We start from the raw sequence: 16,502 nt of genomic DNA, 5'->3' as shown, positions 1-16,502 counted from the left end.
CGGGCTCAGAATTGCCAGGCCAGCGTGCCGCGTACCGTGCGGCCCGGCCCGTAGCTGAAGCCGCCGCCTGAACCCGCCAGTTCGACGTAGTTTTCGTTCAGCAGGTTATCGACGGACAGGCTCAGGCGCAGGCTGCGCGTGGCGTGCCAGGATGCCCAGGCATCCCAGAGGCGCACGGTACGCACGCTTTTGCGGGTCTGCGAGTATTCCTGCGCCGGTTCTTCATAGCGCCAGCGGCCGCCCAGTTCCAGCGTGCTGTCAAACAGGCGCACACCCCCACTTACGCCCAGCTTAAGTTTTGGTGGTTCCGAGGCGAAAATGTCGAACATGCCGTTGCTGTCTCGGTCGCCATTGCCCAAGGTTGTGTCGGGATAGCCTGTCCAGCTGCCTAGCGGGAAGGGGTTGTAATCCCGGGTATTCAGGCGTGACAGGGTGCGAGTCAGATTCAGGTTGGCGAATATGTGCTCCGACTCGTAGTCCACCTGGAAATCTATGCCACGGAAGCGTGCGGGTTCGTTCAGATTGACATAGGCATTCGGGCACATCCAGCCGCCGCAATCAGCGGTTGCCACCGGAGACATGATGGAGGTTCCGGTGATGTAATTGCGTACCCGCGTATCGAACCAGGCCAGTTTGGCTCGTAGAGAATCATTGCTTTGCAGTACGCCGAGGAAATTCAGATTGGCGCCGAACTGCCATGAGCGCGAGCGTTCTTCCTTGAGGCCGGGGCTGGGGTAGAACGGGAACATATTGTTGACGTGCATCCCGTACATCAACGTTTCAGTGATGGCTGGCGGGCGCAAACCCTGGCCGTAATTGGCGAATACCTGTAACCACTCAACGGGCTTTAGCGCCAGGGAGAGCGTTGGCGCGACGCCATAGGCGGAACGATCGACTTCGAACTTGGTGTAGAGAGCCGTCGAGGATGGCCGCACCCCTTGTTCGTTGCGGATTGTTTTCATGTACATCTGCCCGGAGCCAGAGAGCCAGAAATGATCCAGGCGCAGGCCCATGCCCAGGCGCAGCCAGTCTTTGTATTCCACCACAGCGTCCTGGAAAACGCTGGCTACTGTGCGTTTACCTTCAGGCGTCGGGCCGACATACCAGGCCGGATCGCGCGAGGCTTCGTCCACGTGGTCGTTGTAGCTGGGCTTGGTCCAGTCGTAGAAAAATTCCCCGCCAGTGCGTGCCGTCAATTCCCAGTCGCCGTACTGGAAGAGTGCTGTGTTTTCCAGTGTGCCGCCCACGGTATGCGTGGCGAATTTCAGGGCATAGGCACCGCTGGCATTATTTTCGGTGACAACGCGTGCTTCGTTGCGGCGGGTGCCGGTGTAGTAGAGGGAGCTAGAGAGGTCGATCCAGTCGTTGTCCGGGCGATAATCGTAGTTCAGCTTGAGTGTATCCGTGCGGACAGAGTACCGGCCTTCGTCAATCGGGGAGCCTGATTCCGACAGCCTGTCATCATCTCCGCCGTTGGCGAACTTCGTGTCGAAGCCCATGTAGCTCAGTTGCAGGTGGTGTGAAGCCGATGGCTGCCAGCCTAGTTTGACCAATCCGGACCAGGCGTCTTGCCAGGTTGTTTTGGTAGGCTCGTCTGCCGGGATGCTGTCGGGGGAATTGTTGTACTGGGGAACGCCATTGCGTTTGCCCAGCCGGAAGGCGCCGATATTGCGGCGGCTGACGACGGCCATGATGTTCAGGTCATCATTGAAATGGTGCCCCAGCGCTGCACTGCCTTCGAAGTGGTAGGCGTTGCTGCCGGTCGTGCTTGTGATCCGGCCCCCGGTTTGTTGTCCGGGGAGCAGAATGTCTTCGATTTCCAGTGTGCGGAAATTCACCATACCGGCAATCATGCCGGCACCGCCGACGGTAGAACTGGGGCCTTTGTGGACATCCACGCTTGCCAGCAGGGCTGGATCGACATACACCTGTCCGTTCGAACCGTGCCCGCTGCGCTGGAAATTCTGCCGCGTGCCATCTACCATGACATTGACTCGCCCGAAATCCTGCATGCCCCAGATGTTGACTGAAACACCAGGGTCCGCGCGGCCCTGGCTGGTGTAAACCCCTGAAACATTCGCCAGTGCATCCGCAGCATTGCGCGGCGGCAGGCGGCGCAGATCTTCCGCCGTGACGCGTGAGAGCATCTCTGGGGTGGTAAAAATTTCGGCCCGTTCGCTGATATTGCCGGTCACGAGCACGGGGGCAAGCTCCGTGGCGGGCGTGGCGGATGCCGGAGGCGGGGTGATGGCGACCAGGTTGGCGCTGACAGTCACCCGCAGCCCGGAGCCCGCCAGCAAGTGTTCGAAGCCTTGCTGGACGGAATAGCTGCCGTGCAGCGGAGCGGAACGGCGGCCGCCGAGCAGGGACTGATCCGCGGCGACGGAAAGGCCTGCCTGGGCAGCTGCGACCTTGAGCGCCAGGTCCAGCGCTTGGGCGGGAACGTCGAAATCTACCAAGCGGGTGCTGGCGACCGTGTCCGCTGCCTCGGCGGTCACCGGCGCCAGTAACGCCAGGCTGACAGCCAGAGGGAGTGCGAGCGGAATCAGAAGGGAACGCATGAAAACTCCACGGGATGGCCAGCAAGCCCATGCATGCCGGCAATGCCGTAAAGACGGTTGGGGGCGCGAAATACCCTTGCTTGACTATGAAACAAAATGTAATTTTCGCGGGTTTGGTGATCGTGCCGGGGGCTGTTGCCGTTTCGGGCAGGCGGCGGCACGGCAGGCCATGCAGGCTGCCCGCGGGTAAACGGGGGAGCTAGACCGGCAGCAATTCGATGCGGTCGGGGAGGGAGCGCACGCGGATGTTGCCTAGCGCGGGCAGGCTGGCGAGGAACTGGGGGATATCCGTGAGGCGCACCGAGGCGGCAATGCGCGGCTGGCGCGGGATGGCGCCATTGCCCAGCGGAGCGCGGACGGGCAGGGCGGCATAGCGTGAAAGCTGCGCGGCGATTTCGTCCAGACTGGCATTCGAAAACACCAGCACACCGTCGCGCCAGGCATAGGCGTCTGTGGCGGGGGTATCCAGATAGCGGGCCTGTCCTGCCTGAATGTCCAGTACCTGCCCGGCACGCAAGGGCCAGTGGCCGCGCTCAATGCGGCTCAGGCCTAGCCAGCGTGGCTCGTTCAGGGTGGCAGTCGCCTGGCCGTGTTCCAGGCTGATGCGGATCTGTTCCGGGCGCCAGCGGTCGATGGCGATGCGGCCATTTTGCAGCTGTATGTCCACATTCTGGCTGCGCAGCCGCCAGGGGCGTTGCCCGTCTGCCGCCGCAGCAAGAATGAGCGCGCCTTGCGGCAGCTCGGCCGAACGCAGGTCAGGCCGGAAGCTGGCTTGCAGGATGGCGTCCGGGCCGAGGTCGAATACCGAGCCGTCCGGCAAGGTCTGGCCTAACAGCGGGGCAGCCTGGGCCGTTTGCCATTGGCCATGCCAATCCGGCCGCTGGCGCTGCCATGCCAGCCCGCCGACTGCCAGGATGGAGACAGCCCCGATGGAAAGATGCTTGAGCGTTCTGCGGCGCTGCGCCTGATTCGTGCTGGCGCGCGTGGCGGCGCTGGCCAGACGGCCCAGCGCCTGGTCGGAATCAAAGGCATCCCAGGCGTGACAGACCTCGCGATAGGCGGTGGCGTGCGCCGGGTCCTGCCAGATCCAGCGCTCGAAGCAGGCTTGCAGCGAGTCGTCGTCGGGCGACTGCTGCAGGCGCATGAACCACTGCGCGGCCTGTTCCAGCGGTGTCTTCATCCGTGTTCCGTCCCGATGTGGCGCCGCAACGCGACCAGCCGCACCAAGGCGCGCGCCACATGGCCTTCCACGGTCTTGCGGCTGATGCTCAGGCGCGTGGAAATTTCCTCATGGCTCATGCCTTCGATGCGCAACAGCCAGAACACTTCACGGCACTTGGGCGGCAACGCTTCCAGCACGGCCTGAAGCTGGGCCAGGCGTTGCCGCATGTCGGCGATTTCCTCGGGCGACGGCACCCTGGCCTCGCCCTGCCGGACCAGTGCAGTGTCACTGTCTTCTTCCGGCAGCGCAATATAGCGTCGCTCCAGGCGGTAATGGTCGGCCAGCGCCGAGCCGACAATGCGGCGCAAATACAGGTGCGGGGTTTCGATGTGGCTGGCGGAAGCGGCGGTGGCATAGCGCACCAGCGCGTCGTGCAGGATATCGCGCGCGCGATGGCTACAGCGTGTCTGCCGGACGATACCGTCGAGCAGGGTGCCGTAAAGATAAGACAGTTCTATGCCGAACCAGCTTGTAGGGGCCACGGTGGAAAGTTCGCGCGATAAGGAACACTAAGAAGCAGGAAGACGGCGGAGGACGGTGGTGGCAGATCAGCTGCAGCAGGCCAGTCAGGCATTCTGCTGCCTCGTTGGCAAGGCACGGTGCTGATCCTTGCTGGGCGCGTTCTTGCAAATCTATACCGTCCGCACGCACGAATATCGAGAATAAGAGTGATTATCGGTATTTGAACTGGGCTGGTCAAGAAGAGGTTTTCACATCCTGGAAAAGTCAGACAGGCCACGGCTTGGTGCTGGCGCAGATGCCCGCAAGCGGTATTCGCGGCCGGTGGCGCATGCCTGGCGAAAAAAACGGCGCCTGCTGGCGCCGTTCTCGTCAAAAGACCCCTTGCTCTATCGCGGTAGGGAATTGGATGTGGCCATCCAGGGAATCCAGGGCGACGGGGCCTATGCCGGTGCATAGGGCATGTCCCTGGCCATGCCGGTCGGGGGACAGCTCATGGCCAGGAGGGTTGTGGGCGGCCTAACGCGCCACGCCCAGCAGGGAATCCAGCAGTTCCGCATCGTCCTTCAACGCCTGCGCCGCGCCGCGATGCACGATGCTGCCGCGGTCCAGCACGATGGCGTCGTCGGAAATCGCCAGGATCGCCTGCGGGTGCTGTTCCACGATGATGGCGCTCAGGCCTTCTTCGCGGGTGATGCGGCGGATGGCCTTGAGCAGTTCCTCGACGATGATGGGCGCCAAGCCTTCCAGGGGTTCGTCCAGCAACAGCAGGCGCGGGTTGAGTGCCAGTGCCCGCCCGACGGCCAGCATTTGCTGTTCGCCGCCGGAGAGCTGCGTGCCCATGCTTTCCTTGCGTTCGGCCAGCCTGGGGAACATGGCGTAGATGCGTTCCGGCGTCCACTTGCCGGGGCGTGCCACGGCTGTCAGGTTTTCGTGCACCGTCAGCGATTTGAAAATGTTGCGTTCCTGCGGCACCCAGCCTATCCCGGCCGCCGCCCGTTCGTGCGAGGGCCGGTTGTGTACAGGCACGCCAGCCAGCGTAATGCTGCCGGCATGGCGGCGGGTCGCGCCGACCAGGGTGCTGATCAGCGTGGTTTTGCCCGTGCCGTTACGCCCCAGCAAGGCCAGGGTATGGCCTTCGGCCAGCGTGAAGCTCAGGTTCTGCAGGATGATGGCTTCGCCGTAGCCTGCGCTCAGGTTTTCGACTTGCAGTAATTCAGGCATGTGCTTCATCTCCATGGCCGAGATAGACCGCTTTGACTTCGGGGTCGTTGGCGATTTCCTCGGGCGAGCCTTCGGTGAGAACGGTGCCGTTGACCAGTACCGTCATGCGCTTGGCAAAACTGAACACCAGATCCATGTCGTGTTCGATCAGCAGGACGGAAACGTCCTCAGGCAGTTCCGCCACCGTGCGCAACAGTTCTTCGCGTTCGCCCGCTGGCACCCCTGCCACGGGTTCGTCGAGCAGCAGCACGCGCGGTTCGCAGGCCAGCGCGATGGCAATTTCCAGCAGGCGGCGCTTGCCGTAGGGCAGGGTGCGTGTGCTTTGGTGCATCACGCTGCTCAGGTGGAAGCGTTGCAGCAGTTCCTCGCAGCGTTCCGCAATGCCGGGGTCGCGTCCCAGTTTGCCAATCAGGCGCGCACCCAGGCCACGGTGCTGGCTCAGGGTCATCGCCAGTGTTTGCAGCGGTGTGAACTGGTCGAACAGCTGGTTGATCTGGAAGGTGCGCACCAGGCCGCGCTGCACGCGCTTGTAGGGCTGCAGGCGGGAGATATCTTCGCCTTCCAGCAGGATACGGCCGCTGGTGGGTGTCAGCACACCCGTCAGCAGGTTGATGAGTGTGGTCTTGCCCGCGCCGTTGGGGCCGATGAGCGCATGCCGCGCGCCGCGGCGCAGGGCCAGCGAGACGTTGTTGGTGGCAACGATGCCGCCGAATTTCTTGGCCAGGCCTTCGGCCTGCAAGACGACGGGGGCGGTGTCCGGAGTGGTATGGCTCATGGCGTTTCTCCCGCAGCGTTCGAGGCGCTGGCGCGCTTGCCAGGGCGGCGCAGCAAGGTCCAGGGGCGCAGCAGGCGGTCACGGCCTACCAGCGTCAGGAGCACCAGGAACAGGCCCAGCCAGAACATCCAGTACTGCGGCGTGATGGCCGAGAGCACATCGTGCATCAGCTTGAAGACGATGGCGCCGAAAATACCGCCGTAGAGCCAGCCTGCGCCGCCTATCACCAGAATCAGGACGACGTCGGCCGAACGCGCGAAGTCGAATACATCCAGCGAAACAAAGGCATTGGTTTGCGCCAGCAGCGAACCCGCCATGCCCGCCATGCCGGCCGAGAGGGTATAGGCCACTGCCAGGCGCGCTGCCACGGGAATGCCGATGGCAGAGGCGCGCAAGGGGTTGTCGCGCACGGCTTGCAGGGTGGCGCCAAAGGGCGAATTCACCAGCACGCGCATGAAGGCCAGCATCAATAGCAGGACGGTGATGGAATACCAGGCGGCGGTCTGGCCGTAGAAGTCGAATTCAATGGCGCCGAACAAAGGCCCCATGAAGATGCCTTGCAGGCCATCCGCGCCGCCCGTCAGCCAGGCCATCTGGTTGGCCAGTTCGTACAGGATCAGTGTGACGCCGATGGTGACCATCAGGCGGCTGAGGTCGGTGCCGCGCATGATGGACGGGCTGAACAGCAGGCCCAGCAGCAAGGCGCAAACCGTGCCGAAGGCCAGGCCCAGCAGCGGATCCGGGGACACATGCAGGGCGAACAGGCCAGCGCTATAGGCACCCATGCCAAAGAAGGCGGCGTGGCCCAGCGAGACGATACCGGCATAGCCCAGGATCAGGTCCAGCGAGAGCGCGAACAGCGCAACGATGGCGATCTCATTGATGAGCATGGCATAGTCGCTGGCCAGCCATGGCAGCAGGAATACCGCCAGCCAGAATGGCGCTTCCCAGAGACGCCAGGCACCCTGGCGGCGCAGGGCCAGCGCGGGGGAAAGAGAAGGGGAGGAGTTCATGCTTTTCGGCCTCCTTTGCGGGCAAACAGGCCCTGGGGGCGCCAGATCAGGATGACGATCATGACGCCATAGACAATGAAACCGCCCAGTTGCGGGATGTAGTATTTGCCGGCGATGTCAGCAATCCCCAGCAGCAGTGCGGCCAGCAAGGGCCCGGTGATGGAGGCGGTGCCGCCGACGGCGACCACGATCAGGAAATACACCATGAACTTGAGCGGAAAGCTGGGGTCCAGGCCCATGAGGTCAGCCCCCATGGCGCCGCCCAGCCCGGCCAGCCCGGAGCCTGCGGCAAAGGTCAGCAGAAAGACACGGTTGACATTGATGCCCATGCCGGCCGCGACACGCTGATCGTCCACGGCGGCGCGCAGGCGGCTGCCGAAACGGGTGCGGGACAGCAGATACTGCAGAACCAGCGTCAGCGCGGCGCAGACCGCGATGATGAAGATACGGTAGTACCCCATGCCCAGTGTCCAGGGGCCGATGGCGACTTCGGTGCGGCCGCGCAGCCAGTCCGGCATCTGGACGAGCTGCTGGGACGAGCCCATGTAGTAGTCGGCGGCGGCAATAGCCATGAAGGTCAGGCCGATGGAAAACAGCACCTGGTCCAGGTGGGGGCGGCCATACATATGGCGGTAGAGCGTGCGCTCAAGCAGGGCGCCCAGGGCGGCGGCCACAATGAAGGCCACCGGCAGACAGACGAGGAAGGGAATGCCGTGACGCTGCATCAGGATCACGGTGACATAGCCGCCAACCATGGCGAAGGCGCCATGGGCCAGGTTGATGAAATTCATCAGGCCCATGGTGACTGCCAGGCCGACAGCCAATACGAAGAGCAGCATGCCGTAGGCGATGCCGTCGAAAAGTATGGTCAGCATAGGGGGCGGGGCGTAGCGGAGAGAAGCGGAAAGGGCGGGCGGCGCCGCGGGGCGCGCGCCTGGCGGGCAGCGGCGGACGGCAAGGCCCGGCCGCCGCTGAACGCGGATTACTTGTTCTTCTTGGCTTCCTTGTACGGATCCTTCACGGCTTCGGCCACGTCGAATTCGATGTTGTAGAGTTCGCCATCTGCCGGGTCGCGCTTCACTTCACGCAGGTAGATGTTCTGAATAATGTCACGCGTTTCCGGGTCGATGGTGACCGGGCCGCGCGGGCTTTCGTAGCTCAGGCCTTTCATGGCGGCCAGCAGCGCCGGGCCGTCGCCCTTGCCTTCGGTGGCCTTGATGGCTTCGTAGATCACATGCATGCCGTCATAGGCGCCAATGGCCATGAAGTTGGGGCGCATGCCGTTGTTGGCCTTTTTGAAGGCGTCCACGAATTGTTTGTTGGCTTCCGACGGGTGCGCGGCTGAGTAGTGATAGGCGGTGATGATGCCCAGCGCGTCGTCGCCCATGCCGTTGAGCAGGTCGTCGTCGGTCAGGTCGCCGGTGCCGATCAGGCGGATGCCGGCCTTGTCCATGCCGCGTTCCACGAACTGCTTGACCAGGGCTGCGCCAGCGCCAGAGGGCACGAAGACGAAGACGGCATCGGGCTGGATGTCACGCACTTTCTGCAGGAAGGGGGAGAAGTCCGGGTTGCGCAGCGGCACGCGCAGGGTTTCGACGACTTCACCGCCCTTGCTCTTGAATTCTTCGATGAAGGACTGTTCGGCGTCGATACCGGGGCCGTAGTCGCTGACCAGTGTCACGACTTTCTTGATGCCGTTTTCCGGCGCCCATTTGGCCATGGTGGCTGCGCCCTGAGGCAGGGTGACGCTGGTACGCACAATGTAGGGAGATGCTTCGGTAATGCTGGCAGTGCCGGCAGCCATGACGACTTCGGGGGTCTTGGATTGCGTCGCCAGCGGCGCGGCAGCCAGCGCCAGCGGCGTCAGGCCGAAACCGGCCAGCACATCGACTTTATCCTTGACCAGCAATTCCTGAGCCTGGCGGCGGGAGATATCCGGCACGCCCGTATCGTCCTTGACGATCAGTTCGACCTTGCGGCCTGCGACGACATCGCCATGTTCCTGGACATACAGCTTGGCCGCGGCTTCCAGCTGGCGGCCGGTGGTGGCGAACTGGCCCGTCATGGGCAGCAGCAGGCCTACCTTGAAAGGTTTTTCCTGCGCCAGGGCGGAAGGCGCGATCCCGGCAAAGGCGGCGGCGCCCAGCAGGGCACCCAGAAATTGACGTTTTTTCATGTTAGAAAGTCTCCGGCGGAACAGCAGGTGAGTCAGACAAGGATTGTAATTGTCCTAAATATGCAGGGATAGCACCAGTTCTTATGCTGGCTTAAAGCAATATGGATAAACGGTTAATATGAAAATAATTCATAATAAACATGAGCTAGGCTGGCAGAGGCAGGGTGTCGCAACGGTAGGCCGTATCCAGCGAGATATTGCCAACAACGCGTGAGACGCAGGCGCACAGACGGGTGTTGCTGTGCTTTTCTTCTTCAGACAGGAAGACGTCGCGGTGGTCGATGACACCCTCCACCCCCAGGACATCCATGACGCACAGGCCGCATTCGCCCCGGCGGCAGTCGGAAATCGTGGCAACGCCTGCGGCTTCCAGTGTGTCCAGCAGACTGGCGCCCACCGGGACGGTCACTTCCATATCGTGGCGCGGGATCCGCACGGTGAATGCCTGGGCCGGGTGGCTGCCGCTGCTGCCGAAGGTTTCGAAACGCAGATTCGCCAGCGGGCGGCCGCTTTCCGCCCAGCAGCGTTTGAGCGCTTCCAGCATGGGGGCGGGGCCACAGGTGTACATCAGGCCATCGGCGGGCAGTTGGCGAATGGCGGCGGCGTAGTCAGGCAGGGCCGCGCTGCTGCCGTCATGCAGTTGCAGCGCATCACCCAGCTGCCCGCGCAAGAGCTGGGCATAGGCCAGCTCCTGGGCCGAGCGGGCGCTGTAAATCATCTGCAGGCTGGCGCCGCGCGCTTGCAGGCGTTGCGCCATGAAGACCAGCGGTGTAATGCCTATGCCGCCTGCGGCCAGCAGATAGCTGCTGGCCTGGAGATCCAGCGGGAAATGATTGTTGGGCGTGAAAATGGCCAGCCGGTCGCCCGGTTCCAGGCGCCACATGGCCAGCGAGCCGCCACGGCCATCGTCCTGCCGTTTGACGGCGATGCGGTAGCCGGCGGCATCCGGTTCGCCGACCAGGGAGTAATGGCGCAGTTGCGGCTGCAATGTGCCGCTGGCATTGGGCACCATGACTTGCACCGGCAGATGGGCGCCAGGCTCGTGTCCGACGACAGGGCTGTCCTGAGGCTGGATCAGGAATTCGCGGATGCTTGGCGTCAGGTCTCGGGTGCTGACGATAAGGGCCGGTAGAGGCGTGCTGTCGTGGGTTCTCATGGTGGATCCTGCCAGGTCTTGGTGACGTTCAGATCTTGCGGCGTATCAATGGCACGCCGATGGATTGCGGGGGCAACGCGGGCACGGCGTCCGGGCTATGCAGCACGCGCTGGAAATTGTGCTGGGCGATACGCGAGTGTTCGCGCATGATGATTTCCGCGCGCGCCCCTTCGCGCGCCTCGATGGCGTCCAGCACCTGCCAGTGCTGATACTGCGCCACGGCCAGCAGGTCGCGGGCGTTGGGGGATTCGGCTTCGGCAATCACAAAGCCGGAAGGCGAGGCAAATGGCAGGCTGATGACGCGTTCGAGCTGGCGCGCGATGGTCGGGCTGTCAGCCATGTCGTGCAGCAGCGCATGGAAGCGCTCGTTCATCGCGACATACTGGGAAAACGTGTCGTCGCTGAGCGTGGGCGCGCGCAGCCATTCATCAATATGGATCAGGCAGCGCCGCGCTTCCTGCAGCAACATGCCGGAAGCGCCGCGTTCAGCGGCCAGGCGTGCCAGCAGGCCTTCGAGCATGCCGCGCAATTCGATGGCGTCCGTGACATCGCGTTCCGAGAAAATCTTGACGGCGTAGCCGCCGCCGGGCAGGGTTTCCAGCAGGCCTTCCTGTTCCAGCCGCATGAGCGCGGCACGGATGGGCGTGCGTGAAATGCCCAGCTTTTCCACGATGGTCAGCTCGGCAATACGGCTGCCGCCTGGCAGGGTGCCGGCCAGTATCAATTCCCGGATCTGGCGTTGCGCCTTGACGGTTTGCGAGGTGCTGGTGGCAGCGTCATCGCCGGCTTGTCGGAGAGCAGTGGGCATCATTCATTCCTGCAAGGTAAGGGAACTGTTCGGCAGGGTAACCGCCCTGGCGGGGTGATGCCATGGGCGGGCGCGGTTTTTTGCTGCGGGCCGCAACTGCCGGTGCTCGCGGTGATCAGGCTACCTGGCGGATGGGAACAATGGCTGGCGGTTTGGTGCCGGATGTTTCGCGTTCGACCAGCCCGTCGATCAGGCGCCGCGCCCACATGGAACCGGCGTCGATATTCAGGTTGTAGAACTTGTGGCCGGGGCGGGCGTCGATGGCGCGCTGCTGGGCTTCGAGCACCACTTCGTCCTCACGGAAAATCGAAGAAACCCCTTCGCGCATTTGATGCGTCAGGCGCTGCTCGTCCGTCAGGTAATTGCGCGTGATGGCCCAGAAGTAATGGCAGGTGCCATCCGTTTCCGGCGTGATGGTATTGAGCACGAAGCCATTGACGCCGCAACTGCGGTCACCGGCATTCGGGTCGCCGGCATTGCCGCCAGGCGGAATAGCGCCGGTGCCAGTCTCGGCAACGCCCACATCAATGGTGACCGTACAGGGAGCCTCGAAGCGGATGACCTGCCAGCGGTCCACCGGGCCGGTGTAGCCGCGCGCCTGCTTGATTTGCCCGGCCCAGAACGGCGGCGCTTCGATGTTTTCCATCCAGCGCGTCACCGTCGCAGTGCGGTCGCCGTGGGTGGCGACAAAGGGCGCTTCCGCCACGGCGCGGTTGCCGATGCTGGAGCCATGCACAAAGGTTTCGTGCGTCAGATCCATCAGGTTGTCGATCACCAGCCGGTAATCGCACTTCACCTGGATACGTTTGCCGTCACCGGCCCAGGCCGGGTCATGATTCCAATGCAGGTCGGGAATCAGCACAGGGTCGGCCTTGGCCGGATCACCGGGCCATACCCAAACAAAACGGTGGCGCTCCACCACTGGGAAAGTGCGCACACAGGCCGAAGGGTTCAGTGTTTCCTGGCTGGGCATATGGGTGCAGCGGCCAGCCGAATTAAACACCAGGCCATGATAGCCGCAGACCAGCTCGTCGCCTTCCAGGCGCCCCATGGACAAGGGCAGCAGCCGGTGCCAACAGGCATCTTCCAGCGCGGCGACCACGCCATCGGTGCGGCGGTAGAACACCATATCCTGCTTGCAGATGGTGCGGGCCAGCAGCGCGTGCGTGATCTCCACGTCATAGGCGGCGGCGTACCAGGCATTAAGGGGGAAGGCCGGCTTGCGTTCGCTCATGTTTTGTCTCCCGGAAGGGTATTGGATGTGTTGTATACATAATGTATTCATCCTGGCTCGGGAATGACAATGGGGTGAGTGTGAATTCGAGGGTAAGCGAGAGCTAGGGAAAACCTTTGTCTTGATGTTTTTGAGTATTTTTTTTCTGGGTATCAGGCGTTTTTGATGAGATGCAATGCAGATTTCCAATAAGTTGAAATCAACTGGTGAGGATCAATGCTTGCCCTGTTGTCTGAGTTTTTAGGAGGTTATGTATACATTATTTGGGCGGTGAGTCAGGCCCAGAACAGGCTGTGCCGTCTGCTGGACGGTGCGAGCGGTGTTAAGTAGGCATTGCTGCCTTCATGTGACGGCGTAGATTTCTAGATAGACGTCTGTTGGCTGGCGGGTGCCGCTGCCTAGAAACAGGCTCTCATTGAGCCAGCGCAGGCTGTTTTGCTGCGTTTCAAAGCGTGGCTGGCAGCGAAAATAAACCTGCGCGGGGTCAACGGCATCGCCCGCCAACAAATGGGCGATGACATCTGGCGGGCCGCGGCGAATGGCGGTGTTGTCAACATAAATCAGGTCGCCCGCATCGGTTTCCAGCAAATAGCGGGCATTCAGGCAGGCAACGCCGTCTTGCGTCAGCAACTGAAAGTCGGCGCCAGCAGGCAAAATCCGCGCCTGCCACTGGCCGCTCGGGTGGACGCAACGGGCATGGCCGCCCAGGATAGGCACGACACGCCTGCGCCCGCTGCCATGAGCGGAGTTCACCCAGCCGACGTCCTGCGCTTCACCGACATCGACAGAAAGCGTCATGGCGGGAATCAGGCCAGGCGATGGCAGATGCAATGTTGATGTCATTCCGCCAGCCTCCAGGCATTGTGTCCGATGCGGACCAGAACCTGTGTGTCATCACCGGCGCCATTGTGGTCATCAGCCGACATGCTGTAGCTGCCTTCCGGCGTGGTGACACCTTGCATGGTTTCGAGCGCGTCACGAAGGGCGGAACGGAATGCGGGTGTACCGGGTTGCGCGTGCGCCAAGGCCTGGGGCACGGCGTGATCCAGCCACAGCATGGCGGTCCAGGCGCTGGCGCCAAATAAAGAGCGTGACCCAGGGCCATGGGCGGCTTCATAGCGGTTGACGTAATCGACTGCTGTGGCTTTGCTGGAATGGGTGTCTGGCAGTTGCTCTGCAACCAGAACCGGCCCGGCTGTTAACAGCGTTCCTTCCAGGATCTTGCCTCCAACCCGCAGAAAGTCAGCATTGGCGACCCCCTGGGTTTGGTAAATCTGGCCGCGGTAGTTGCGTGCCGCCAGTTCCAGCTGAGGGAGGGCGCCAGGCGTGCCCGCACTGAAGATGTAAATCGCGTCTGGCTTGCCTGCTATGAGTTTCAAGGCCTGGGCCGTAAAGCTGGGATCTGTCTGGTTGTAGCGTTCCACGCCGGTCAGCTGAACGCCATAGTGCGGCGCGGCCTCCGTCAGGGCTTTCAGAAAGCCATCACCATAGCTGGTGGTAATCGCGGCGGCGCCCAGGCGGGTCTGCTGGTTTGCTTGCATATGCGCCAATACCTTGCGGACGGCAATGGCTTCGGGGGGAGACATCTTGAAGGCCCATTTGCGTGTGCCGTTCATGGGCGCGACGATATCACCGCCACCCGCCAGAGAAATCAGCGGCGTCCTGTGTTGGGCCACCGTATCCAGAATGGCGATGGAAGACGGCGTCAAGGAAGGGCCTACGATGACATCGACGGAGTCATTGATGATGAGTCGTGAGGCATTGCGGGCGGCGGTAGTGGGGTCTGTGTCGTCATTAAGCAAGGTGACACGGGTTTTGATGCCGCCGATCCGCTCCGGCCACAGGGCAACCGTCTTTTCCGCGGGTTTGCCTAGCGAGGCGCCGGGCCCGGTGGTCGATAGGATGACGCCGATATTCAATACCGGTTCGATAGCGTGAACGGGGGCGAAGCTGATACCGCCCAATGCGACGGCATAGGCAAGAATACGTCGTTTCATAAGGATCTCCCGTGCCGGCGATAGGGGTTAGCGTTAGGCCCGATTGCCGGGTGACACGCAGGCTGGTTATGGTGTTGCCGGTACGGAATAGAGCTTAGAAACCAGGAGGCAATCCGTCATGTCGTCCATGAAGACGACAGTACGGGTAGAGGGAGGGGCGATGAGATACTGGAACCTAGCCCAGATACAGGATTCGGCATCAGGCCGGGAGACAGGTCTGCGCCAGCATTTGCATACCGTGGCAGAGATGGTGGCGGGCATTGGAGGCGCGGAGTTTGGCAAGGCAGCACTGGCTGCTTTCAACTTGACCATGCCGGCAGCGTCCTGGTCGGTCTATCGCTTGTATCGGGATCGTCCTCCGCGCCTGCATGTGTCAGGCGCGTACCGGGCGCTGGATATCACGCAGGATTGTTTTGCAGCCTATGCCGATGGCTTGTACCAGCAGGATGCGTCACTAGGCGTTATGCACGGCATGGCCATCCCGGGCGACGCGGTGCTATCCCACATACATGCGCATGATTTGCCGCGTGCGCATAGCGACCGTATTTATCGCCGGCATGGGATGCGCGAGCGTGTTTCTGTGGTCAATGTCGAGCAGGATAATGAACTGCTGGCCATCAATTTCTATCGGCATGCAGGCCAGAGCGGTTTCAGTGAGCGTGAAATCGACATATTGGGCGGGCTAGTCCCTGTCGTGCGTGCCTGCCTGACCCGCCATCTGGCGCTGGAGGCACCGGCGGGACTGCCGTCCATGGATGCCATGCGCCAGCGTCTGGCGCGCTATTGCCCGACCTTGAGCCCGCGTGAGCGCGACGTTTGCGTCCGGCTGGCCTTGGGGTGGACATACGACGGCATTGCGGCAGATTTGTCTCTGTCGGTATCGACGACCAAAACCTATCGCAATCGGGCATTTGCCCGCATGGGCATTCGCTACCGTCAGGAGTTGTTGTCGCGTTTGATGTGAGTGCCAGGACGTGCAGGGCAAGCGTCGTGAAACACGGTATTTCTGAGCGCCCTGGATGACATCGTGTGGCGTTGGCCTACGACGATTCCTTCATCTTTCTCTCTCTTTCCAGCTCTTCCTCACGCTCTTTTTTTGCGCCATCGCGATGCGACTTAATGGCGAAAAAACAGCATGTGCCCAGCACAATGAACTTGATCGTACCTAAGGCTAAAGGGACCCAATCATCCATCATTTTCTCAAAACGCTGTTTCAGCAGCTTTATTTACTACGGCTTGTAGGCCAGGCGAAGCAACGAACGATAGCCGTTCCCCTGCCTGGAATTTCCTGTCATGGGTATGAGGGGCGCTGGCCATGGCGGTGCAATCCTGGCTCTGCGCTTCCACGAACTGCCAGGGTGTCAGGTCATTCAGACTGGCGTGAGACCGAACCTCATGGTGACGGCGCAGCCAGTCCTCAAGATGACCCGCGCCCCGAAGCGGCTGCGGAACCATTCCCTTGAGAGGCACTTATCCCGAAGCCGGTGTCGCAGCTTTTATGGGTTGCGTTCCCGTGGTGCTGTTCTGCCTGGGCGCTTCGGGTTTGATCAGTACCGTTGCCGGATGTATATCTGCCGCCTGGTCATCTGCCGCCCATCGCAAGAGCAGGATGTGGGTGAACTCAGGGCAGCTGCCGCGACACAGACAGGTCGGCGCGCCGCGCAGGCTGATCAAATAATCATTATATCAACGACCCGCTGCCAATCGGCCTGACAGGCGGACGGGAAGCCTTCATGTCATGAGTGGCATCGTATTTTCGGAAAAATATCAGTCTTCCGCCAGCACCGCCGGGTGCCTGCACCTGACGATTCTGCCGTGCCTATCCGGACAACCGTGTGCTGCTGGTGACAGGTTTTCAAATAATTTTGAAGTTATTT

Annotated in this window: 14 protein-coding genes; 1 reads left to right on the top strand and 13 read right to left on the bottom strand. The window is 62.0% G+C overall.

Annotated features, from left to right (window positions below; translation table 11 throughout):
* Window positions 1–5: 5 nt before the first annotated feature.
* From ACTJGZ_RS02655 to ACTJGZ_RS02595, 13 genes are all read right to left on the bottom strand, one after another.
* Window positions 6–2,561, bottom strand: coding sequence for a TonB-dependent hemoglobin/transferrin/lactoferrin family receptor (locus ACTJGZ_RS02655; protein WP_441661410.1), 2,556 nt, complete (start codon window positions 2,559–2,561; stop codon window positions 6–8).
* Window positions 2,562–2,760: 199 nt separating this feature from the next.
* The gene (locus ACTJGZ_RS02650) at window positions 2,761–3,741 is read right to left on the bottom strand and encodes a FecR family protein (protein WP_441661409.1); all 981 of its coding nucleotides are present in this window, start codon (window positions 3,739–3,741) and stop codon (window positions 2,761–2,763) included.
* Complete coding sequence (locus tag ACTJGZ_RS02645) at window positions 3,738–4,265, bottom strand: RNA polymerase sigma factor (protein WP_441661408.1); 528 nt, start codon at window positions 4,263–4,265, stop codon at window positions 3,738–3,740. The genes ACTJGZ_RS02650 and ACTJGZ_RS02645 overlap by 4 nt, the downstream gene beginning before the upstream one ends.
* A 496-nt stretch (window positions 4,266–4,761) precedes the next feature.
* The gene (locus ACTJGZ_RS02640; protein ID WP_068375433.1) at window positions 4,762–5,466 is read right to left on the bottom strand and encodes an ABC transporter ATP-binding protein; all 705 of its coding nucleotides are present in this window, start codon (window positions 5,464–5,466) and stop codon (window positions 4,762–4,764) included.
* Window positions 5,459–6,241 carry an ABC transporter ATP-binding protein gene (locus tag ACTJGZ_RS02635; RefSeq protein WP_441661407.1) on the bottom strand — a complete coding sequence of 261 codons (783 nt, stop codon included), beginning with the start codon at window positions 6,239–6,241 and terminating at the stop codon, window positions 5,459–5,461. The genes ACTJGZ_RS02640 and ACTJGZ_RS02635 overlap by 8 nt, the downstream gene beginning before the upstream one ends.
* On the bottom strand, window positions 6,238–7,254 hold the full coding sequence (locus ACTJGZ_RS02630) for a branched-chain amino acid ABC transporter permease (protein WP_441661406.1): 1,017 nt from the start codon (window positions 7,252–7,254) through the stop codon (window positions 6,238–6,240). The genes ACTJGZ_RS02635 and ACTJGZ_RS02630 overlap by 4 nt, the downstream gene beginning before the upstream one ends.
* Window positions 7,251–8,129, bottom strand: a complete 879-nt coding sequence (locus tag ACTJGZ_RS02625) for a branched-chain amino acid ABC transporter permease (RefSeq protein WP_068375442.1) — start codon at window positions 8,127–8,129, stop codon at window positions 7,251–7,253. The genes ACTJGZ_RS02630 and ACTJGZ_RS02625 overlap by 4 nt, the downstream gene beginning before the upstream one ends.
* A gap of 107 nt (window positions 8,130–8,236) precedes the next feature.
* Complete coding sequence (locus tag ACTJGZ_RS02620; protein WP_441661405.1) at window positions 8,237–9,430, bottom strand: ABC transporter substrate-binding protein; 1,194 nt, start codon at window positions 9,428–9,430, stop codon at window positions 8,237–8,239.
* A gap of 145 nt (window positions 9,431–9,575) precedes the next feature.
* A complete protein-coding gene (locus ACTJGZ_RS02615; RefSeq protein ID WP_441661404.1) occupies window positions 9,576–10,586 on the bottom strand; it encodes a PDR/VanB family oxidoreductase in 1,011 nt (336 codons plus the stop codon).
* Window positions 10,587–10,614: 28 nt separating this feature from the next.
* Entirely contained in the window at window positions 10,615–11,394 is a 780-nt protein-coding gene (locus tag ACTJGZ_RS02610; protein ID WP_441661444.1) for a GntR family transcriptional regulator, read from the bottom strand.
* A gap of 115 nt (window positions 11,395–11,509) precedes the next feature.
* Window positions 11,510–12,628 (bottom strand): aromatic ring-hydroxylating dioxygenase subunit alpha, encoded by a 1,119-nt coding sequence (locus tag ACTJGZ_RS02605; RefSeq protein ID WP_441661403.1) that lies wholly within the window; start codon window positions 12,626–12,628, stop codon window positions 11,510–11,512.
* Window positions 12,629–12,970: 342 nt separating this feature from the next.
* Window positions 12,971–13,471, bottom strand: a complete 501-nt coding sequence (locus ACTJGZ_RS02600) for a DUF3237 family protein (RefSeq protein ID WP_441661402.1) — start codon at window positions 13,469–13,471, stop codon at window positions 12,971–12,973.
* The gene (locus ACTJGZ_RS02595) at window positions 13,468–14,625 is read right to left on the bottom strand and encodes an ABC transporter substrate-binding protein (RefSeq protein WP_441661401.1); all 1,158 of its coding nucleotides are present in this window, start codon (window positions 14,623–14,625) and stop codon (window positions 13,468–13,470) included. The genes ACTJGZ_RS02600 and ACTJGZ_RS02595 overlap by 4 nt, the downstream gene beginning before the upstream one ends.
* 118 nt (window positions 14,626–14,743) lie before the next feature.
* On the opposite strand from ACTJGZ_RS02595, the gene ACTJGZ_RS02590 reads away from it, so the two are divergent.
* Complete coding sequence (locus tag ACTJGZ_RS02590) at window positions 14,744–15,589, top strand: helix-turn-helix transcriptional regulator (protein ID WP_441661400.1); 846 nt, start codon at window positions 14,744–14,746, stop codon at window positions 15,587–15,589.
* Window positions 15,590–16,502: the final 913 nt, after the last annotated feature.

Origin of the sequence: Kerstersia sp. (assembly GCF_052103615.1) — a bacterium.
GTDB lineage: Bacteria > Pseudomonadota > Gammaproteobacteria > Burkholderiales > Burkholderiaceae_B > Kerstersia.
The sequence above is the reverse complement of the archived record's forward strand: the minus strand, read 5'-3'. Positions and strand labels throughout refer to the sequence as shown.